This is a genomic window from Curtobacterium sp. PhB115, assembly GCF_003752025.1.
In the GTDB taxonomy this organism is placed as follows: Bacteria; Actinomycetota; Actinomycetes; order Actinomycetales; family Microbacteriaceae; genus Curtobacterium.
On record NZ_RJKR01000007.1, the window covers coordinates 322,783 to 343,803 of the forward strand.

General features: G+C 71.7%; 16 protein-coding genes, 4 tRNA genes and 1 pseudogene. 11 read left to right on the forward strand and 10 right to left on the reverse strand.

Annotation, left to right across the window (positions count from 1 at the left end):
- The first annotated feature begins 19 nt into the window (after positions 1-19).
- Positions 20-226 carry a hypothetical protein gene (locus EDF19_RS11070; RefSeq protein ID WP_111084081.1) on the forward strand — a complete coding sequence of 69 codons (207 nt, stop codon included), beginning with the start codon at positions 20-22 and terminating at the stop codon, positions 224-226.
- A 16-nt stretch (positions 227-242) separates the two neighbouring features.
- Here EDF19_RS11070 and EDF19_RS11075 read toward each other — a convergent pair.
- Positions 243-1,975 (reverse strand): annotated as a pseudogene (locus EDF19_RS11075) (2-isopropylmalate synthase).
- Between the two features lie 148 nt (positions 1,976-2,123).
- Here EDF19_RS11075 and EDF19_RS11080 point away from each other — a divergent pair.
- Positions 2,124-2,792, forward strand: coding sequence for a FadR/GntR family transcriptional regulator (locus EDF19_RS11080; RefSeq protein WP_123680918.1), 669 nt, complete (start codon positions 2,124-2,126; stop codon positions 2,790-2,792).
- Between the two features lie 38 nt (positions 2,793-2,830).
- Here EDF19_RS11080 and EDF19_RS11085 read toward each other — a convergent pair whose 3' ends face one another.
- Positions 2,831-4,210, reverse strand: coding sequence for a hypothetical protein (locus EDF19_RS11085; RefSeq protein ID WP_123680919.1), 1,380 nt, complete (start codon positions 4,208-4,210; stop codon positions 2,831-2,833).
- Between the two features lie 105 nt (positions 4,211-4,315).
- Positions 4,316-4,498, reverse strand: coding sequence for a hypothetical protein (locus EDF19_RS11090; protein ID WP_123680920.1), 183 nt, complete (start codon positions 4,496-4,498; stop codon positions 4,316-4,318).
- 141 nt (positions 4,499-4,639) lie between these two features.
- On the opposite strand from EDF19_RS11090, the gene EDF19_RS11095 reads away from it, so the two are divergent.
- From EDF19_RS11095 to EDF19_RS11105, 3 genes are all read left to right on the forward strand, one after another.
- Positions 4,640-5,284 (forward strand): TetR/AcrR family transcriptional regulator, encoded by a 645-nt coding sequence (locus EDF19_RS11095; protein ID WP_148071076.1) that lies wholly within the window; start codon positions 4,640-4,642, stop codon positions 5,282-5,284.
- An 85-nt stretch (positions 5,285-5,369) separates the two neighbouring features.
- Complete coding sequence (locus tag EDF19_RS11100) at positions 5,370-6,977, forward strand: long-chain fatty acid--CoA ligase (RefSeq protein ID WP_123680922.1); 1,608 nt, start codon at positions 5,370-5,372, stop codon at positions 6,975-6,977.
- 141 nt (positions 6,978-7,118) lie between these two features.
- Positions 7,119-7,592: a hypothetical protein gene (locus EDF19_RS11105; RefSeq protein ID WP_123680923.1), complete on the forward strand. Its 474-nt coding sequence runs from the start codon at positions 7,119-7,121 to the stop codon at positions 7,590-7,592.
- 21 nt (positions 7,593-7,613) lie between these two features.
- Here EDF19_RS11105 and EDF19_RS11110 read toward each other — a convergent pair whose 3' ends face one another.
- The 5 genes from EDF19_RS11110 to EDF19_RS11130 form a co-directional block, all read right to left on the reverse strand.
- Entirely contained in the window at positions 7,614-8,477 is an 864-nt protein-coding gene (locus EDF19_RS11110; RefSeq protein WP_123680924.1) for a hypothetical protein, read from the reverse strand.
- A 77-nt stretch (positions 8,478-8,554) separates the two neighbouring features.
- Positions 8,555-8,899, reverse strand: coding sequence for a cupin domain-containing protein (locus EDF19_RS11115; RefSeq protein ID WP_148071077.1), 345 nt, complete (start codon positions 8,897-8,899; stop codon positions 8,555-8,557).
- Between the two features lie 152 nt (positions 8,900-9,051).
- Positions 9,052-9,126 (reverse strand) — tRNA-Val (locus EDF19_RS11120).
- Positions 9,127-9,176: 50 nt separating this feature from the next.
- Positions 9,177-9,250 (reverse strand) — tRNA-Cys (locus EDF19_RS11125).
- Positions 9,251-9,332: 82 nt separating this feature from the next.
- Positions 9,333-9,404: transfer RNA gene (locus EDF19_RS11130), tRNA-Gly, on the reverse strand.
- Between the two features lie 362 nt (positions 9,405-9,766).
- Between EDF19_RS11130 and EDF19_RS11135 the strand changes: the two genes are divergently transcribed.
- The 5 genes from EDF19_RS11135 (at position 9,767) to EDF19_RS11155 (ending at position 16,537) form a co-directional block, all read left to right on the forward strand.
- A tRNA-Val gene (locus tag EDF19_RS11135) sits at positions 9,767-9,839 on the forward strand.
- Positions 9,840-9,950: 111 nt separating this feature from the next.
- Positions 9,951-11,480, forward strand: coding sequence for a DUF3375 family protein (locus tag EDF19_RS11140; RefSeq protein WP_123680926.1), 1,530 nt, complete (start codon positions 9,951-9,953; stop codon positions 11,478-11,480).
- Positions 11,477-12,268: a DUF4194 domain-containing protein gene (locus EDF19_RS11145; RefSeq protein ID WP_123680927.1), complete on the forward strand. Its 792-nt coding sequence runs from the start codon at positions 11,477-11,479 to the stop codon at positions 12,266-12,268. Before EDF19_RS11140 ends, EDF19_RS11145 begins: the two co-directional genes overlap by 4 nt.
- The gene (locus tag EDF19_RS11150; protein WP_123680928.1) at positions 12,265-15,639 is read left to right on the forward strand and encodes an ATP-binding protein; all 3,375 of its coding nucleotides are present in this window, start codon (positions 12,265-12,267) and stop codon (positions 15,637-15,639) included. Before EDF19_RS11145 ends, EDF19_RS11150 begins: the two co-directional genes overlap by 4 nt.
- Before the next feature lie 568 nt (positions 15,640-16,207).
- Complete coding sequence (locus EDF19_RS11155) at positions 16,208-16,537, forward strand: hypothetical protein (RefSeq protein ID WP_123680929.1); 330 nt, start codon at positions 16,208-16,210, stop codon at positions 16,535-16,537.
- A gap of 167 nt (positions 16,538-16,704) precedes the next feature.
- Here EDF19_RS11155 and EDF19_RS11160 read toward each other — a convergent pair whose 3' ends face one another.
- Positions 16,705-18,171 (reverse strand): peptide MFS transporter, encoded by a 1,467-nt coding sequence (locus tag EDF19_RS11160; protein ID WP_123680930.1) that lies wholly within the window; start codon positions 18,169-18,171, stop codon positions 16,705-16,707.
- A 204-nt stretch (positions 18,172-18,375) separates the two neighbouring features.
- Between EDF19_RS11160 and EDF19_RS11165 the strand changes: the two genes are divergently transcribed.
- Positions 18,376-20,499, forward strand: a complete 2,124-nt coding sequence (locus EDF19_RS11165) for an acyl-CoA dehydrogenase (RefSeq protein WP_123680931.1) — start codon at positions 18,376-18,378, stop codon at positions 20,497-20,499.
- 253 nt (positions 20,500-20,752) lie between these two features.
- On the opposite strand, the gene csrA is transcribed toward EDF19_RS11165, so the two are convergent.
- A complete protein-coding gene (csrA, locus tag EDF19_RS11170; protein ID WP_123680932.1) occupies positions 20,753-21,019 on the reverse strand; it encodes a carbon storage regulator CsrA in 267 nt (88 codons plus the stop codon).
- Positions 21,020-21,021: the final 2 nt, after the last annotated feature.

The window sequence follows — 21,021 nt, forward strand, 5'->3', positions numbered from 1 at the left end:
GCAGAGTTCGATCGACAGCATGAGCTACGTGCACGACAACCCCGGCGGGACCGAGGCCCACGGCGTCGACCTGATCGACGGCGACACCCCCGCGATCCGGATCCTGGTGCACGGTGACCTGCCCACCACGATCGAGCACGAGGGGCGCACCTGGCTCGCCACCGGTGACGCGCACGACGACGGTGACGACCAGGCACCGCCGATCGCGATCTACCGGCCGGTCTGACCGGCGCGGGCGGGAGCTACTCGCCGGCCCGACCGGCGCGGACCACCCGCGCCGCCTGCAGCACGGCCTCGACGCTCGCGATGAGCACCGATCGGTCGCTGCCCGCCGCCCAGTGCGTGCCGACGGCGTCGCGGTACTCGACCAGGGTCAGCGCCTCGCTGTCGCTGCCCGCCGTCCGTGAGGTCTGGTGCAGCGAGACGATGTCCACCGTCGTGCCGCACCGTGCCAGCAGCGCGACGACGGCCTCGACGGGGCCGACATCGGTGGACGAGCCCTGGTGGTCGACGCCGTCGACCCGGAGCGTGACGTCCGTCCGAGCCGTGTCGCCGAGCGACGACTCCAGCGCGACGAGTTCGAGACCAGCGGCGGTGTGCACCCCGGCGCCGGCGCCGGCGCCGGTCGCGGTCCCCTTCCCGCGCTCGTAGGACGCTTCGAACAGGGCGAGCAGGGCCGCCCCGTCGACCTCACCGCCCGATCCGTCGACGTGCCCCTGCACTCGCCGGGCGAAGTCGATCTGCAGGCGGCGCGGGAGTTCGATGCCCGACGCGGTCTCGAGCAGGTGCGCGATCCCGCCCTTGCCGGACTGCGAGTTCACCCGGATGACGGCGTCGTAGCTCCGGCCGATGTCCGCCGGGTCGATCGGCAGGTACGGCACCCGCCAGGGGATGTCCCGCTCCGAGCGCCCCTCGGCGGCGGCCCGGTCACGGTGCTCGGCGAAGCCCTTCCGGATGGCGTCCTGGTGTGTCCCGCTGAAGGCCGTGTGCACGAGGTCGCCGACGTAGGGGTGCCGCGGGTGCAGTTCGATCCGGGTGGCGTCCTCGACGGTCCGCCGGACGTCGTCGATGTCGGAGAAGTCGATCATCGGGTCGATCCCCTGTGCGTGCAGGTTCAGTGCGAGCGTGGCGATGTCGACGTTCCCGGTGCGCTCCCCGTTGCCGAAGATGCACCCCTCGACGCGCTGGGCGCCGGCGAGGACGGCGAGCTCGGCGCACGCGATGCCGGTTCCCCGGTCGTTGTGCGGGTGCACCGAGAGGATGACGGAGTCGCGCCTGGCGAGGTTCCGGCTCATCCACTCGATCTGGTCGGCGTACACGTTGGGCGTCGCGATCTCCACCGTCGCCGGCAGGTTCAGGATCACCGGGCGCTCGGGTCGTGCGTCCCACAGCTCGGTCACGGCGTCGCACACCTCGAGCACGAACTCCGGCTCCGTCAGGTTGAACACCTCGGGGGAGAACTCGAACCGCACGTTCGGCAGGTGCCCCGCCAGCTCGAGGACGTCCCGGGCGCCGGCGAGGATCATCTCCCGCAGCTCGTCCCGGTCCTTCCGGAGCACCACGTCGCGCCAGGTCGGGGCGGTCGCCGTGTACATGTGCACGACGACGTCGTTCGTGATGCCGCTGATCGACTCGACCGTGCGTTCGATGAGGTCGCGCCGCGCCGGCGTGAACACCACGATCGTGACGTCGTCCGGGGCGATGTCCGTCTCGGCGATGAGCCGGACGAACGCGTGGTCCGTCTCCGACGCCGAGGGGAGCCGACCTCGATCTCCTTGTAGCCCATCCGGACCATGAGCTCGAAGAACCGGCGCTTCCGCTCGGGGTCCATCGGTTCGGCGAGGGCCTGGTTGCCGTCGCGCAGGTCGACGGGGACCCAGAGCGGGGCGACGGTCAGGGTCGTGGTCGGCCACGTGCGGTCCGTGAGCGGGACCTCGACGCGGGCGGTGACGTCCTGGTAGCGGTGCGACGGCATCGGGGACGGCTGCTGCCGGTTCCAGTGCGCGGCGGAGACGGTGGTGCTGGTGGTGGTCATCGGGGCTCCTCTGGTGCTGCGTGCGACGACCGCAGCACTACTCCTCAGACAAGTAGAGGACTTGTGGCGAGTAGGGCAGGATGGTCGCATGACGCCGGTCCGCCGTGAACCCCTCGCCGAACAGGCGGCCGACGCGCTGCTCACCCGGATCCGCGGCGGCGAGTGGGCGCTGGGACAGAAGCTCCCCGGCGAGACGACCCTCGCACCGCAGCTCGGCGTCGGACGGTCCACCATCCGCGAGGCGATCCGGCACCTCGCCGGGCGCGGGGTCCTCGCCTCCCGGCAGGGCGCCGGGGTGTTCGTGACCGCCCTCGACGTGCAGGACGGGCTCGAGGACGTCCTCCGCCGGGCCGACATCGTCGCGGTCGTCGAGGCGCGCACGGCGATCGAGGTCGAAGCCTCGTCGCTCGCGGCCGAGCGTCGGACGTCGGCCGAACTCCGGGCGATGCGGGACGCGATCGAGCACCGGCGGGGCCGACGCGGCAGCATCGAGGAGCACGTCGACGCGGACACGGCGCTGCACCGGACGATCGTCGTCGCGGCGCACAGTCCGTTGCTCACCGAGCTCTTCGACGGCCTCACCCCGCGCAGCCGGCAGGCGATGGTGGAGCTGCTCCGCATCCGTGGCGCCTACGGCAGCGACGCCGACCACGACGTGCACGCCGAGATCGTCGACGCGATCGAGGCCGGCGACCCGGCCGTCGCGGCGACGCGCACCAGGGCGCACCTCCGCACCCTGACGAGCCGCCTGGCCTGACCGCGCAGACTGCGCGGCCCGACGACGGCTGCCCGGCGTCAGTGCCCCCGGACGTCGCCCGTCAGCAGCACGTGCTCGACCCCGACGCTGAGTTCGTCGTGCAGGGTGTCCGCGAAGTACTGCCCGGCCCCGAGCCCGAGCAGGTGCGCGACCGCAGCCGCCGCGTCGGGGTACCCGGGGTTCCACTCGTCGTGCAGGAACGCCTGGACGTGACCGGTCTCGTGCACCACGACGGCTCCGACGTGCTCGTGGCCGTCGACGCCCTCGAGCACCGCGTCGTACACGACGGGTTCGGTGTCGTCCCCGAGCGGGTCGAGGTGGACCTCGCCGATCCCCGGCCACTCGGTGCGGACGGGCGGCAGGTCGGGCGCGTGCAGGTGCGGGGTCCGCTCGTCCTCCGCCGACTCGACCGTGCCGGTCGCCAGGTACTCGTCGACGACCTCGTGCACGCGGGTGTGCAGGTCCGGCTCGTACTGCCACCAGCGCTCGTGGACGGCGCGGAGCCACGCCTGGGTGACGGGGTCTGCGGCCGCCGAGATGCCGACGAGCTGCGGTGCGGTACCCGGCGTGCCGACCACCTCGAGCTGCTCGTCGTGGGTCTCGACGGTGATCGACCCGGTCGCCGGGTCGGCGTGCACCCCGTGGACGTCCTCCGGGGCGCCCGCCCAGAGGTCCGCGGACAGCTTCGGCGGCAGCGGGAAGGGCACCGCGACGGCGGGCAGGGTCAGGGCGTGCTCGACGGCGTCGCCGAGCCAGACGTCGTCCGCGCGGGAACCGGCGACGATCCCGCCGGTCGCCGCGTCGGTCGCGAGCCGGTCGACCTCGTCCTGGTCGGCGTTCATCGAGGCGAAGACGCTCGTGTCGGCCCACTGCACGAACTCGCCGGCGCTGCGGTCCTCGTCGGTGAAGGGGACGTCCCACACGGTCGGGTCGGTCAACACGAAGGACGCCGACCGGCCAGCGGGGCCACGTCGCACGGCGCGGAGCAGCGCGGGCACCAGGCCGGGCAACTCGCGGTACGCCTCCCCCACGCTGACGCGGTCGATGGCGAGCAGGTCGGGCTTGCCGAGCATGTGGGCCGCGGACTCCTGCAGTTCGAGGAGCTCCTCGCCCGTGGAGTCACGGACGGCCGCGGCGGTGGCGAAGGCCCCGGCGACGTCGGAGACCTGGAACGCGAGGACCAGCGACTCGACGGACTCGGGTTCGCGGGCCGTGAACGCGGTGACCTCGGCCACCGGCACGGCCTCGGACTCGTCGTCCGTCAGCGGCACGCGCACGTCGATCACCCAGCGGTCGATGTCCTGTCCGGGGAACCCGTCACCGTCCTCGTCCGCGACGGTGATGTGCACGAGGCGCAACGACCCGTCCCACGCGTCGTGCACGGCTCGGGCGATGGCGGCGTCCTGGTCGTCGTTCACGGCGTCAACGCTAGTGCCGCGTGTGCTGACCGGTCGACGCGCGCGTCGAGACCACGTCGACCGTGGTCCGACCGGTGCGGCGGACGTCCGCCGTCAGGACGGGGATCAGGGCCGTCCTGACGGCGGGGTCGACGTCACCGGTGCACGCCGGGGTGGCGTGCCGCTGGGTGTGGTGACGTGGTCCCGACCGATCCCGCAGAAGCAGACGAGCCGGATCGGGGTGCCGTCGTGGAGCTGGTGGAACGTCTCGACGTGCGGGACGGGGGCGGGGGCGGGGACGTCGGTCATGCGATGGGCCTTCAGAGCTGCCGGAGGGATGCCATGAATCGACAGTGGCTCACGGTTCGTAAGACGATCGTATTGCGAATCCTCGTTGCTCCGCGTCCCTCCTTCGGGGGCCGCGTGCCGAGGAACCAATAGGGTGAAACGGTGCCCCACCGTCGTGAAGAACAGAAAGCGATGACGCGGCAGGCGATCATCACGGCAGCGGCCGCCGAGTTCGCGGTGCGGGGCTTCGAGGCCACGACGTACTCGTCCATCGCGGCGGCGATGGGCAAGCAGAAGTCGGCGGTCGGCTACCACCACTTCGCCTCCAAGGAGGAGATCGCGCTCGCGGTGGTGGCGGAGCAACGGCAGCGTTGGTCGGCGATCGTCGAACGCGTGGAGGCCGCGACCGAGCCGGGACTGGTCCGCCTCTTCGTGCTGCTGCTCGATGCCGTCGAGGACGCTCGAGAACACGCGCTCGCCCGGGCGACGGTCCGGCTGCTCGTCGAGGCGCGCACCGTCGGCCTGGTGTTCCCCCGGTCACCGTTCGGCTGGCGTGCTGCCGTCCAGCAGCAGGTCCAGACCGCCATCGACGCGGGCGTGATCCCGGCCGGAGCATCGGCGGAAGCGCTCACCGCCCGGCTCCTGAACGCGAGTTTCGGGGTGTTCGAGGTGGAGAACCGAGGGCTGCAGCCGGCCGACACCGTCGCGAACCTCCGCGCGCTCTGGGCGGATCTGCTCAGTGCCGCGGGCGTGGCCGATGCCGGGTCCGTCATCGCCGAGGCGGGGGGCCTCACGCGCACCCGCTGAGCCGGAACCGGACTCCCGACCCGACGCCCTGGCACGCTGAACGTATGATCCGAAGCACCACTCGTCGAGGAAGACGGAGCCCGGCATGACCAGCACGACCCCGACCGCCGCCACCAGCGGAACCGCCCGACCGCACCGGGCCACCGCGTCCGTCGCCGCGATCCTCGCCGAGTCCGCCGCGCGGTACCCGGACGACGTCGCCGTGATCGTCGGAGACCAGCGCACCACGTACGCGGAGCTCTGGGCCGAGACCCTCGCCTACGCGGGGGCGCTCCGGGCCGAGGGCGTCGCCGAGGGATCGCGGGTCGCCATGCTCGTGCCGAACGTCGCGGACTTCCCCCGGGTCTACTACGCCACCCTGGCACTCGGCGCTGTCGTGGTGCCCGTGCACGCGCTCCTCAAGCGACGCGAGATCGACTACCTGCTCCGCGACAGCGGTGCGACCCTGCTCGTCTGCGCCGCACCGCTGCTCGCCGAGGGCGCGGCCGGCGCCGAGCTCGCCGGCGTCGACGTCGTGACCGTCCTCGCGCCTGCCGAGTCGTCGGAGCACCACCGCCTCGAATCACTGGCGGAGACGACGGAGCCGCTCGACATCTACGTGCCCCGCGACCCGTTCGACACCGCGACGATCCTGTACACGAGCGGCACCACCGGACAGCCGAAGGGGGCAGAGGGCTCGCACTTCTCGCTCCTGGAGCAGGCGAACACGAACCTCATGAGCACGTTCGACATGCACCGGGGCGACGTCCTGCTCGGCGCCCTGCCGCTCTTCCACACCTTCGGGCAGACCTGCACGATGAACACCGGGTTCCGGGCCGGCGCGACGATCGTGATGCTGCCGAAGTTCGACGGCGACACTGCCCTCGCGGCGATGGTCGAGCACGGCTGCGGCATCTTCATGGGCGTCCCGACCATGTACATGGCGCTGCTCGACGCGGCGACGCGCTCCGACGCCCGCCCGGCGCTCCGCTACGCGATCTCGGGTGGGGCCTCCCTGCCGATGGCCGTGCTGGAACGGTTCCAGACCGTCTTCGACGCGCCGATCCACGAGGGCTACGGACTCACCGAGACCTCCCCCGTCGCGACGTTCAACCACGTCGGCCGTCCGCCGCACCCCGGCACGATCGGCACGCCGATCTGGGGCGTCGACGTCGAGATCGCTGACCCGGAGACCCCGGACGCGATCGTGCTGCTGCCGCGCGGCGAGATCGGCGAGCTCGTGATCCGCGGGCACAACCTGATGAACGGGTACCTCGACCGCCCCGAGGACACGGCTGAGGCGATCGTCGACGGCTGGTTCCGCACCGGTGACCTCGGCACGAAGGACGACGAGGGCTACCTGACGATCGTCGACCGCACCAAGGACATGATCATCCGCAACGGCTACAACGTGTACCCGCGTCAGGTCGAGGAGGTCCTCGCGGCGCACCCCGACGTCGCCATGGCCGCGGTCTTCGGGGTGCCGCACGAGCTGCACGGGCAGGAGATCGAGGCAGCGGTCGTGCTGCGCGCCGAGGCCACCGTCACCGCAGACGAACTCGTGCACCACGTCGCCGACCAGATCGCGGCGTACAAGTACCCCCGTGTCGTGCACGTCGTCGACGCACTCCCGCTCGGCCCCAGCGGCAAGGTGCTGAAGCGCACGCTCGTCGAGCAGTTCAGCGCGCAGCCGGAGGCTGCCAGCGCCTCCTGACCGACGCGACGTCCGTGCGGGTGCTGCTGGTGGCCGTGGACGGGACCGGGCCGGGAGGCGCGGTGCGGGTCGGGCCCGCACCGCGCCTCCCGGCAGACCGTCGCGTCCACAGCGACGCGTCGGTCTGCGACGATGGCGGTCATGAACGCTCTGCCGTACGACCCACCGTCGGAGCGCACGCTCGAGACCGTCGCCCTGGAGATCATCGCGGCGGTCGACTCCTCCGTCGACACCTGGCACCGGTACCGGCAGCTCGAACCGACCATCGCGGACGTCGTCCCGCCGTTCGTCCGCGAGTACGACGTCGGGTACGCGTGCAGGGACGACTGGCACGGCGGGGACCCGGGACCGGCGATGCGGCGGATCCTCGGCGACCTCGAAGCGGCCGACGCGATCCGCCCGCTCCGCACGGCCGCGGCCGAGGCGCTGGTGGACTTCCACACGCGCTGGGCCCGCCGGCACGGCGGAGCACCGTCGACGTCGGACCGCTCGGCAGCGACCTGGGAGATCGTCGACGTGGACCGCTTCGAGTCGCGCGTGGCGGCGTTCACCCGACACCCGGCCTCGGTCTCGGCGGCGGTCCGGGCCGGAGTGGACCGGTTCGCCGACGCGTGACGGCGATCCGGCAGCCGTTCGTCAGCGCCGGATCGCGGGAGGGGCGACCGGGACCGCGAGGGTCTCCCGGAGCCGCTGCTCGGTGAGCGCCGGGTCCGTCAGCCACGGGATCCGCCGCACGAGGCCGTCGGCGAGCTCGGCGGTGCTGCGTGCGCGGAGGACATCGCGACCGAGCGCGGGGGTCATGAAGACGGTCTGACCGTGTCGGTCGTGCCACATGTCGAACGCCCGGTAGCCGGACTCGCCGTCCGCTGCCGCCGCGGCCTGCAACGCGGTGATGTGCGCGCTCCGCTGCTGTTCCAGGGCCGCGGTGACCTGCACGATGCGGACGCGGCTCTCCCAGCGGAGCGGCACGTCCGGGGCGGTGGCGAACGCCGTCGAGACGTTGTAGGCGCGGCGGACGTTCCCCAACGACTCCTGCGACCACCGCGGGTACTGCCCCGGCAGCAGGTACAGGTCCGCGAACACCAGGTCGTCGAGCCCTGCACCGACACCCGGCCACTGGCCCTGCCCCCGCGCGGGTCTGGCCGGCGTCCGGTCCAGGTACTCGTCGAGCCCGAGGCCGATGTGTCGCCACCACGGCGTCGGCTTCTGCACCTCGACGCCGAGCTGCAGGACGAGGGTCCGCGACGCGTGCCGGTAGGTGTCGAGCGTCGCCTCGAGCGAGGCCTCCACGTCGTCCCAGGTCAGCGGCCGCTCGTGCGTGGACCCTGCGATGAACGTGCTCGTCTCGCGGCGGGCAGCGAAGTCCGACCGAGCCTGCGTGGACAGCCGCGCGAGGGCCGTCTCGACGGGCAACACGGGTGGCACGTCGAGCGGGGCCTGGCGAACGAGCCGCGGCAGCCGCCGGAACGGCGCAGCGAGCGCGTCTGTCCATCGAGCCATCTGCTGGTCGTCCCCCTCCGACCACCGACCATACGTGCGGGCGCACGGGCGCCGCAGCCCCGCGTCCGGGGTACTCGTCAGTGCGACGGGCCGAGGACCGACGTCGGCACGCCGGTGTCGGTTGCCTCCTTGAGTTCGATCAGGATGGTGTGGGTCGGCGTCGTCCCGGTGTTCCGGCCGGAGTGCTCCTGCGCTGCGAGCCACACGGCGGTGCCGGCATCGAGCGCGACCTGGGCTGTCCGGTCGCCGGCGGTGAGCTGCCGCTCGAAGGAGGTCAGCGTCACCATCACGCTGTCCGGGTGGTGGTGCGGGTGGGTCTGGTCACCGGGCTCGTCGGAGTAGTCGAGCACCCGGACGTGCTCGTTCTCCCACAGCAACCGGTAGTGCCCCGGATCCGTCACGAGGGGGTCGTCTGCGGTCATCGTCGACTCGCTTCCGTTCGGGGTGCACCCCATCGAGGATGCGTCGTTGCGCCCCATGGTGCTCTCATCGGGTCCGGCGCGCGGCTGACGGGGACCCCGGGAACGACGAAAGCCCCCGGCCGGACCTGGTGGTCCTGCCGGGGGGTTCTTCGTGGTGGGCGATACTGGGATCGAACCAGTGACCTCTTCCGTGTCAGGGAAGCGCGCTACCGCTGCGCCAATCGCCCAGAGAGTCCCTGCCTGGATCGAGATCCGTGCAGAGTCTGGAGGGTGTTGCTGGAGGTGGGGACGGGATTCGAACCCGCGTGGACGGCTTTGCAGGCCGCTGCCTAGCCTCTCGGCCACCCCACCATCGAGGTTCACGTCTCCGTGAGTACCCGAACGGTGGGATACCCTCTGGTGAGTCGTGGGACTTCGAGAAGCCCCACACTCGAGCGGATGACGAGATTCGAACTCGCGACCCTCACCTTGGCAAGGTGATGCGCTACCACTGCGCCACATCCGCATTTGTCTGACCCGCTGTTCCGGCGACGACGTAAACTCTATACGAACCCGAGGCCTTCCGCCAAAATCCTTCCCGTTCACCGGGCGTGTCCCCCGAGTTCATGCGGATCCGCAGGGGCATCGGCACCCTCGCACGGTGCGAGGAGCGCCCGCGACAACGGCTCACGGTGCGAGGTTCCGCGCATGGTGCAACCCCGACGCCCTCGCACACTGCGGGAAACCTCGCACCGAGCGACGCCACGAGCGGAGTACCGACCGCCCCGCCCCCGAGCGCACCCCGCAGCCGCGCCACACCCGGGCGGCACGTCGTGTTCGGTGCACCGCCGGAGATCGGCTAGTATCGATCCGCACGAACAGTGCAGGGGGCGATTGGCGCAGTTGGTAGCGCGCTTCGTTCACACCGAAGAGGTCATCAGTTCGAGTCTGGTATCGCCCACACGCAACACCACCACAGCAAGAGCCCGGCGCACGATGCGTCGGGCTCTTGTCATCTCATCAGGCCGCAGCACGCCGGCCACACCACCAGCACGATCGGACGAAGGGGCGCATGACCGACGTCGACCTCGAGTTCGCCCGGGTCCGAGCGGTCCTCGACCGTCCGACGCTGCGGCTCATGTCCCGCCCCACGAGCGCGACCGTCCTCGCCGTCTTCCGTACGGTGTTCGACCGCGACGTGCAGTACGTCCCCGCCGACCGGATGCACCTGCAGGTCGAGGAGCACGTCGCCCGCCTGCAGGCCTCGGGCGCGCGGGTGCCCGCGAGCGAACAGCACGAGCAGAGTGAGCAGGACGCTCGACCGCACGGCCGCGCACTCTGCCGTGAGTGGGTCGCCGCACAGTGGCTCGTCCGCTCCAACTCCCCCGACGGCGACGAGCAGTACTCGCTGACGAGCCACGCGCTCGAGGCCCTGAGCCTCGTCGACGCCCTCTCCGCCGACCGGGCACTCATCAGCGAGAGCCGGCTCGCGATGATCGTCGACGCCGTGCACCGCTGGGCCGCCCGCGCCGAGCCGGACCCCGACGTGCAGATCCGCCGCATCGACGCCCAGATCGCCGAGCTGCAGGCCGAGCGCGAGCGACTCGAGCACGGCGACGACGTCGTGACGGTCGACGACGACCGGATGCGCGACGGGTACACGAACATCTCGGACCTCATCCGGCAGCTGCCGAGCGACTTCAAGCGCGTGGAAGAGGCCGTCGCGACGATGCACCGGTCGATCGTCGAGGACTTCCGACAAGAGGTCCGCCCGATCGGCGAGATCCTCGACGACTACCTCGCCCGCACCGACAACCTCATGCAGGCCACTCCCGAGGGCCGTGCCTTCGAGGGGGCGTTCGAGCTCCTGCGCGACGACGCCCTGCTCCTGCGGCTCCGGGACGACGTGGCCACGATCCTGTCGCACCCGTTCGCCGAGTCGCTGGGTTCGGCGGAGCGCCGCGCCTTCCGCAACACGGTCACGATCCTCCGCCAGGGCATCGAGGACGTCCTCGCCCAACGCCGCCAGCTCACCGCGACGCTCCGCGACCAGATCGTCGCGCACGACGTCGTCCGCGACCGCGAGCTCGATGCGGTGCTGCGCTCGATCAACCGCGGGCTCGCGACGCTGATGGGCCAGGGCGGCGCCCGTGAGCGCATCCCGCTCCCGCTGCTGCCGGCCCCGGCCGAGGTGGGCACCCTGCGCGAGCGCTTCTACGACCCGGACAACGAGTCGGTGCCACCGCCGATCGAGGAACCCGACGACGACGTCTTCGAGGACCTCGACGTCGAGATGCTCCGCAAGCACGGCGGTCCGCTCCTGACCGAGCTGCGCGCCGCGCTCCGGTTCGCCGAGGCCGACTCCAGCGTCGACGCGTTCCACGGGCTGCCGCCCGAGCAGCGCCGCCCGGTCGAACTGTTCGGCCTGGCGCACCTGCTCACCGGGCACGCGGACTTCGAGTCCGCGGCGCACGTCGCCGAGCACCGCACGGTGCGTCCGGACGGCAGCCCGGTCACCTTCCACATGCCCACAGCTGCCCTCGCCGACGAGCGCACGCCGGTGAGCGATCCCCACGACGACGACGCACAGGAGGCGCGGTGAGCGACACGACGCCGGCAGAGGTCGACGAGATCGACCCGTTCGACGACCCCACCAGGGTCATCGAGGACGACGACCGTGACGAGTCCAGCTTCGCCCTCTTCGAGGGCGACGAGGGCCGGCTCGACGAGCACCAGCGCCGTGCACTCGTGGCGCTCCTGCGGTACTCCTACGTCAGCTCACGGTCCCACGCCGACGAGTGGCGCGCGGTCCTCGACGGCGAGTACCAGCTGCGGTCGCGACTGAACGACCTGTTCCTCGAGCTGCACGTCGACCGGGACCGCGAGGTCGCCTGGAAGCGCCAGGCCCGTTCGGAGAGCCAGCGCCGCACGTTCCCGACCCTGCTCCGCGACGTGCCGTACACGCGCGAGGAGACGATCGTCCTCGTCTACCTGCGGATGCGGCTCCGTGCCGACGCCCGACCGGGTCCGGACCAGGTCGTCGTCGACCGCTCCGAGATCCTCGGGCACGTGGCGGGCTTCCGTCCGGCCACCGCGACCGACCGCACCCGCGACGAGGGCCGGGTGGCGAAGGCGATCGAGCGTCTCGTGACGGCACGCATCCTGATCCGGACGTCCGACCCGGACCGGTTCCGTGTCGCCAGCGCCGTCGAGGTGCTGCTGCCGCTCGACCGCCTGCTGGAACTGGACGCGTGGTTGCGGACGACCACCGCGAACGAGGACGCAACCGCCCCGGGTGGCGAGGCGACCGACGGGGACGACCCGCGCCTCCCGGCCGACGACGCGACCGACCCGGGGACCGACACCGACGACGACGAGACGGAAGCATGACCGACACCTTCGCGATGCCCGCGCTGTTCGACACGGTGGCCCAGTGGCGCGCTGAGTCGATGCAGGTCGTGAACTGGGGCGGCTTCCACGGCCACCGGCAGGTCGAGCTGTCCGGCACGGCGACGCTCATCTCCGGCGCGTCCGGTACCGGCAAGTCCACCTTGATGGACGCGTACCTCGCGGTGATGATGCCATCAGACGTGCCGTTCAACGGCGCCTCGAACGACGCCACCACCGGCCGTGCCCGCAGTGCCGACCAGCGCAACCTGCTGACCTACCTGCGCGGCAAGGTCGACACGCGCCGTGACCCGGAGAGCGGCGCGCTGCGTGACGTGAACCTGCGCGGCGACGACCAGACGACCTGGGGCGCGGTCGCGGTGACCTTCCGGAACGACGACGAGCGCCGGTTCACGGTGCTGCGCGCGTACATCGTGCCGAAGCGGGCGCGCGGCGTCGGTGACATCCAGATGACCATGGCGACCGTCGACGACACCTTCGACCTGCGCCGGCTCGAGGAGTTCGTGCCGACGCGGTTCCACCACCTCGAGCTGACCGGTCGCGTGCCGGGGCTCGTGATCCGCGACACCTACCAGGAGCTCGCGTACACGCTGCAGACCCGGCTCGGCATCGGCGACTCCGGTGGCGGCAACCGGGCGATGCGCCTGCTCGCGCGCATCCAGGCCGGACAGCACCTGCCGACCGTCGACGCGCTGTACAAGTCGCTCGTGCTCGAGACCCCGGGCACCTACGAGGCCGCCGACCGCGCGCTCGCCCACTTCTCCGCCCTCGACGAGGCGTACGAGGCGATGGACACCGAGGAGCGCAAGGTCCGCATCCTCTCCCCCATCACCGAGCTGCACGACGAGATCGCGCGGTCCCAGGCTGCGGCGAGTGCCCTCGACGGCATCGCCACCGGCGCCGAGGTCTCGCCGTTCGCGCACTGGACGGCCTCGCGGAAGCGGGAGCTTCTCGACGCCGAGGTCGCCCGCAACGGCCGGGAACGCACCGCGTCGCGCGCCGAGGTCGCCGCGGCCGAGGCCCGGCACGCCGCGGTCGAGATCGAGCTGCGCGACGCCGAGGCCCGGCTCCGCGACCAGGGCGGCAACGCGCTCGCCCAGCTCGAGGACCGCATCGACCGCCGCACCCGTGAGCGCGACGCGGTGGTCCGGACCCGGGCGACCTTCGACGAGCGGACCGCCGTGCTCGGGCTGTCGGCGTCGCTCTCGTCGGAAGCCGGCTTCACCAGCGCGCAGCGGGCGTCCCACGACTTCCTCGGGACGTACGCGGCTGCACGCTCGTCGTTGGACGACCGCCGCGACGCCCTGACCCGCGAGGAGTACCCGCTCCTCGACCGCGAGCGGTCCCTGCGCCAGGAGCGGCAGTCGCTCGAGCACCGGCAGGGCGCGATGCCGCTGCCGATGCACGAGGCCCGGCTCGCCATGGCCCGCGCCGCCGGCATCGACCCGTCCGAACTGCCGTTCGTTGCGGAGCTGCTCGACGTCCTGCCCGGCGAGGAGCGCTGGCGCACGGCGATCGAGTCCGTCCTGGCGCCCGTCGCCCGCACGCTGCTGGTGGACCAGGACCGCCTCGGCGACTTCAGCGAGGCGATCGACGCACTGCGGCTGCCGGTCCGGGTGCAGTTCGAGGGCGTGCCGACCGGGCCGCACCTCGACCTCGACGGCGACCCCGCGATGGTGTCCGGCAAGCTCGCGATCAAGCAGTCCCCGTTCAGCACGTGGGTGCGCGAGCGGATCGAGTCCGACCGCACCGACGCCCGCTGCGTGGCCGACGCTTCGGAGCTCGGTGGCGGTGGCCGTCGGGTCACCGAGTCCGGGCAGCTCCGGGACGGCCGTCGTGGTGCGCACGGCGACCGGCGGCAGGCGAACGTCATCGGCTTCACCAACGAGGCCCGGATGGCCTCGGTGGAGCAGGAACTTACCTCGATCGCCGAGGACCTCACCACGCTCGAGGCCCGTCGCACCGATGTGGCGCAGGACATCGCGGCGCTCGACACCCTCCGCGCCGCGCACCAGCACGTCGTCGACGTCACGTGGGACGCGATCGACGTCGAGGGGCTCGAGTCGTCGCTGGCCCGCCTCGACGAGGAGCGTCAGGCGCTGCTCGCAGCGGACGACGGGCTCCGCACCCTCCGCGCCTCGGTGGCACGCCTGCGGACATCGCTCGACGAGACCGCCGACCGCCGGTCCGCCGCACGGCTCTCCGTGCAGCGGCTCGAGGAGCGGCACGCGGTGCTCGTCGACGGGCAGGACGCCGCAGCCGAGATCCTGTCGCGTTTCGACGACACCCCCGAGTCGTTGCCCGACGACGAGCAGTCGCGACTGCTCGCCGAGACGTTCGCCGAGGTCGGTGCCCCGGACGGTGTGGACGGTTTCGACGACGCCACCCGACGGCTCCGACGCCGCCTGGAGGAGCGGCTGTCGCAGGCACTCGACGGTGCCGCAGCGGCCTCGACGTCGTTGACGCTCACGTTCCAGCGGTACCAGGACGCCTGGCCGGACCCGAACCTCGGCACCGGCGTCGCGTCGTACCCGGACTACCACGCGATCCTCGACCAGATCGTCGCCACCGGCCTGCACGCGCGACGGACCGAGTGGCGTCGGCGGCTGTCGCAGTGGAGCGGCGAGGACCTCGTGCCCCTCGCCGGAGCCTTCGACCGCGCCGTCGTCGAGATCGAGGAGCGCCTCGAACCGGTCAACGAGATCCTGCGCGAGCTGCCGTTCGGCGCGAACCGGGACCGCCTGAAGATCCAGATCCGACGCGTCACCCGAGAGGACGTGAACGCGTTCCGCCGCGAACTCCGCGCGCTCTCCGCGTCGGTGGACACCGAGCTCACCGACGACGTGCTCGAGACCCGGTTCCGGCGGCTCCGGCGCTTCATGGACGTCATCCGCCCGGACTCCGAGGCGCCGCGCGGCCGCACCACCCAGCGCGACGCCGTGCTCGACGTCCGCCGCCACATGGAGATCACGGCCGTCCGGTACGACACCGACGGCAACGACCTCGGCGTGTACTCGTCGCTCGGTGACAAGTCCGGTGGTGAGACGCAGGAGCTCGTGGCGTTCATCGTCGGCGCGGCCCTGCGGTACCAGCTCGGCGACGAGACCCGGCCCCGGCCCCGGTTCGCGCCGGTGTTCCTCGACGAGGCGTTCATCAAGGCGGACTCGGAGTTCGCCGGCCGGGCGGTCACCGCGTGGCTCCGGCTCGGGTTCCAGCTCGTGGTGAGTGCGCCGCTCGACAAGGTCACGGCGCTCGAGCCGTCGATGGAGCGGCTCCTGTCGATGCGGAAGCACCCGGAGACGGGCCACTCGTCCATCACCGAGATCGCCCGGGTGGAGGCGGTCGCCGGCTGACGCGGGCGGGGTGGCGGTCGCCGGGCCGGGTCTCGGGGCGGGGGCGGGTCGCGCGTGTCGGGTCTGGTCGCGCGTGTCGGGTCTGGTCGCGCGTGTCGGGTCTGGTCGCGCGTGTCGGCTGGTCAAGACACCCCGCTCAGTTTCGCCGAGCGGTCACTCCCCGTCGCCTGGCGGCGCCGCCGCCGACGGTCTGCGACCGCTCGGCGCGCTGGCGGCGGGGTGTCCTGACCACCCGGCCCGCGCCCTGGACGCGACCACTCGACGCGCTGTCGGCGGGGTGTCCTGACCACCCGGCCCGCGCCCTGGACGCGACCGACGACGGCCTGGAGGCGCGGTGCGGGCCCGCCACGGGCCTCCCGGGCGTCGTCCCGCCGGTCGCAACTCCCCGCTCAGGTTCGCGGAGCGGTCACGAACTGTCGGATGGCGGCGGCGCAGCCGACGGTCTGCGACCGCCCGGCGCCCGCCCGACGGGGTGTCCTGACCACCCGGCGGCGCGCGCCCGACGGGGTGTCCTGACCACCCGGCGGCCGGGCCGTCAGCGTGTCGGCAGGTGCCGCACAGACGTTCCATGACCACTCGCCGCTACGGTGAGGGCGTGTTCGGACGACGCCGCTCCCCCAAGCCCCGCCCCGACGACGCGCAGGGCCTCGGCATCGGCGCGCTCGTGCAGGTCATCGACTCCGCGCAGGGCGGCGAGCGGTGGGCCGACGAGCCGATCGGCGTGATCGTGGCTCCTGGCGGCAACCAGCTCGTGGGCTACCCCGGGGTCGGCGAACCGCTGTCGTGGACGGTCGCTTTCGACGAGCCCGTGTACACGAAGGACGGCCGCGGCCCCTTCGAGCGCGCGACCGTCCTGAGTCGTCAGCTGGTGCCGGTCACGACCGACAGCGGCGAGTAGTCCGGGTCAGGGACTCAGTACTCTTCGGAGCCGCTCTTCATCATGGCGGCGACCGCCATGCAGGAGCCCACGCCACCGAGGACGCCGACGCCGATGATGATGCCTGCGATGAGTTCGAGCATGGGTGGTGACTCCTCGGTTTTGTCGGCCGTGTGGCTGCGTTCAGGTTACCGGATACCGCGCATGAGCTTCAGCACCGGCTTCGCGAGGACGAGCAGCACCACACCGACCGCGACGGCGACGAGTCCGAGCACGGTGAAGTACGGCGCTTCGTTCTCCGGGTCGTAGTAGCGCGAGAGCACCCCGGTGACCGCGGTGCCGAGCGACACCGACAGGAAGAAGAGCGCGACCATCTGCGTCTGGAACTTCGGCGGGGCGAGCTTGGTGGCCACCGACTGTCCGACCGGTGAGAGCAGGAGCTCGGCGACGGTGAAGACGAGCAGGATGCCGACGAGGGCGATCAGCGGCGTGCCGTTCTCGCCGGTGCTCACGAAGGGCAGGAAGAGCAGGAACGCGATGCCCATGATGCCGGTGCCGAGCGCGAACTTCGTCGGGGTCGACGGCTGGCGGGTGCCGAGCTTCGTCCAGAGGGCGGCGAAGACCCCCGACAGCACGATGATGAACACCGGGTTGATCGACTGCACCCACGAGACCGGCATCTCCCACCCGAACAACGACCGGTCGAGGCGTTCGTCCGAGTAGACCGTCACGACGGTGAACTGCTGCTGGTAGAGCGACCAGAACACCGCGCTGCCGATGAAGAGCGGGATGAACGCGAGGACGCGCGAGCGCTCGTCGGCCGTGATGCCGCTGGTCAGGATGACGACGAAGTAGCCGATGGTGGCGAGGACGACGACCGCGACGACGACGGTGGGCAGGTTCCCGACGTTGAGCAGTCCGGTCAGGACGGCGACGACGATGACGACGAGCGCGACGACCACGCCCGCGCCGATCAGGGGCAGGCGTCGACGGTCGACGGGGTTCGCGACCTCGCGGACCACCTCGGGCAGCTTCTTCCGTCGGATCGCGTACTGCACCAGGCCGGCGGCCATGCCGACCGCGGCCAGACCGAAGCCCCAGTGGAAGCCGAGCGAGGACTGCAGCAGGCCCGTCAGCAGCGGCCCGAAGAAGGCACCGAGGTTGACGCCGAGGTAGTAGAGCGAGAACCCGGCGTCGCGCCGGGGGTCGTCACGACTGTAGAGCCCGCCGACGATCGTCGTGGCGGTGGCCTTCAGCCCGCCGGAGCCCAGCGCGATGAGCACCAGGCCGACCCCGACACCGGCGACCCCGGGGATGAGCGCGAGGGCGATGTGCCCGAGCATCACCACGACCGCGCTGCCGAACAGGGTGCGGTCGGCGCCGATCAGCCGGTCCGCGATCCACGCCCCGATGATCGTGAAGAGGTACACGGCTCCGCCGTAGGCACCCATGATGCCGGTGGCGATGCCCTTGTCGATCCCCAGGCCACCCTGTGTCACCGTGTAGTACATGTAGATGAGGACGATGCCCTGCATCCCGTAGAACGAGAACCGCTCCCAGAGTTCGACCGCGAACGGGGTGGAGAGTTCGAACGGCTGTCCGAAGAAGGTGCGTGGGGGCCGGGGATCGTGTCCCTTGGCGGTGGAGCCTGACATGCCGGCCAGTCTGCCCCGGTCGCTTCCGACGCGCACAATCGTCGACAGGCGCTCAACAATCCCGCTTGGAGGGTTCCCACCACCTCGACCACGTGTCGACCGCGCCGCGTTGTACGGCGCGCACGGCGTTCGAGCGGCTCTCGGCAGCCGTGTCTAGCGTGGACGGTGCAACACCGGACACCGCAGTTCAGGAGGACTCCGACCATGGTCGACACCGCACCCGTGCAGCACAGCAGCGCCCCGAAGGCCGACGCCACCGGTGACCCCGCCGCGGGCACCCCCGCCGGCAGCACCGGCAGCACCGGCGCCTCGACGAACTCCGGGCCGGACACCGACCTGCACATCGACGTCGACCTCGTCGAGGAACTCCTGCTCGGACGCTGGGCCGAGGACCGCCGGATCTCCCGCCGCCTCGTGCTCGACCCGGCGCTCCACAAGACCGAGGGACTCGGCACGATCGAGCACCGTGCCCGCGCGTTCGACCAGCTGCAGATCCTCGTCGACGCCGGCGCGATCCAGCGGCCGTACCCGTTGGAGCTCGGCGGGCAGGACAACCACGGCGGCAACCTCGCGGCCTTCGAGGAGATCACCACCGCGGATCCGTCGCTGCAGATCAAGGCCGGCGTGCAGTGGGGCCTGTTCGGTTCCGCGGTCCACCACCTCGGCACGGCTCGGAACCACGAGGAGTTCCTGCCGGGAATCATCGGCTTCGACGTCCCCGGCTGCTTCGCGATGACCGAGACCGGCCACGGCTCGGACGTGCAGAACATCGCCACGAGCGCGACCTACGACCCGGACACGCAGGAGTTCGTCGTGCACACCCCGTTCCGCGGTGCGTGGAAGGACTACATCGGGAACGCGGCGCTGCACGGCAAGGCCGCCGTCGTCTTCGCGAAGCTCGTCACGCAGGGCGTCGACCACGGCGTGCACGCGTTCTACGTCCCGCTCCGTGACGACGAGGGTGCGTTCCTACCAGGAGTCGGCGGTGAGGACGACGGCGTCAAGGGCGGCCTGAACGGCATCGACAACGGTCGGCTGCACTTCGACCACGTCCGGATCCCCCGCACGAACCTGCTGAACCGCTACGGCGACGTCGCCGAGGACGGAACGTACAGCTCACCGATCGACTCGCCCGGACGCCGCTTCTTCACGATGCTCGGCACCCTGGTGCAGGGCCGTGTTTCGCTCGACGGTGCGGCCGTCGTCGCGCAGAAGATCGGCCTGCAGATCGCGCTGACCTACGGCATGCAGCGCCGCCAGTTCCCCACCGGCGGCGGCACAGAGGGCGTCCTGCTCGACTACGGCCGCCACCAGCGGCGGCTCATCCCCCGCCTGGCGACCGTGTTCGCGCAGTCCTTCGCGCACGAGCAGCTCCTCCGCACCTTCGACGACGTCTTCAGCGGACGCGAGGACACCCCGGAGCGCCGCGAGGACCTCGAGACCCAGGCGGCCGCCTTCAAGTCCCTGTCGACCTGGTCGGCGCTCGACACGTTGCAGGAGTGCCGCGAGGCCTGCGGCGGCGCGGGCTTCCTGGCCGAGAACCGCCTGACGAGCCTCCGCGCCGACCTCGACGTCTACGTGACGTTCGAGGGTGACAACACCGTCCTCCTGCAGCTCGTCGGCAAGCGCCTGCTCACCGACTTCCGGAAGCAGGCGCCGCGCGACCCGGCGTCCACCGCGAAGTTCGTCGCGGCCCAGGTCGGCACGAAGCTCGCGGACGCGTCCGGCATCCGTCGGCTCGGACAGGCCGTCGCCGACCGCGGGTCGCTCGCCGCGAGCGTCACCGACCTGCGCGACCCGGCGACCCAGCGGGCGCTCCTCGCCGGACGGGTCGAGACCATGGTCACCGAGATCGGGCTGCGGCTGAACACCGCCGGCAAGGACCGCGCCCGTCAGGCCCTGCTGCTCAACCGGTCGCAGCACGAGTTGATCGAGGCCGCGCGGGCGCACGCCGAACTCATGCAGTGGGACGCCTTCACCGCGGCGCTCGACGAGGTCACCGAGGGCGACACCCGGCGCGTGCTGGTGTGGCTCCGTGACCTGTTCGCGCTCGGGCTGCTCGAGCAGCACCTGGACTGGTACCTCGTGCACGGGCGGCTCACGGCCCAGCGGGCCCGTGCGGTGTCGGCGTACATCGACCGGCTCGTCGCACGGATCCGGCCGATCGTGCCGCAGCTGATCGAGACCTTCGGGTACGAGCCCGGACACGTCCGCGCCCCGATCGCCCTCGGCGAGGAGCAGGCCCGTCAGGACGAGGCACGCGCGTGGTTCGCGGCCGAGGCAGCAGCCGGCCGCCTGCCCGAACAGGAGAAGAAGCCCCGCCCGTAGCCGCCTGGTGCGGACGGTCCGACCTGGAGGCCCGGGTCGGGTCGTCCCCGCCGGCCCCGCTCACGAGGAACGTCGTTCCGTCCGGTCGCGCCCCGCCAGCGTCATCGCGCCCCGAAGAGTCGGGGCGCGATGCCCGCCACAGGGCGCGCTCGGCAACGACCAAACGCCAACGACCAAACGCCAACGACCATACGACAACGACCGCGACCGCGCCCGACCCCGCCCGGACGGGCAGCCCGCGCGACGGCCGGGACTACGCCCGGTCGGCCCCGCCGAGATCCCCGAGCGCCGCGCGCAACCGCGCCTCGGCGTCGTCGCCGGACTCGCCGGCAGCAGCCGCAGCAGCGGCTTCGGCGTTCGCCTCGGCGACCGCCCGCACGACCTCTTCACGCTGGATCTTCACGCCACGCGGCGCGTCGATCCCGATGCGCACGCCGTCCCCTCGGGCGTCGAGGACCGTGATGACGATGTCGTCACCGACGAGGATCCGCTCGCCGACCTTCCGCGTGAGTACCAGCACCC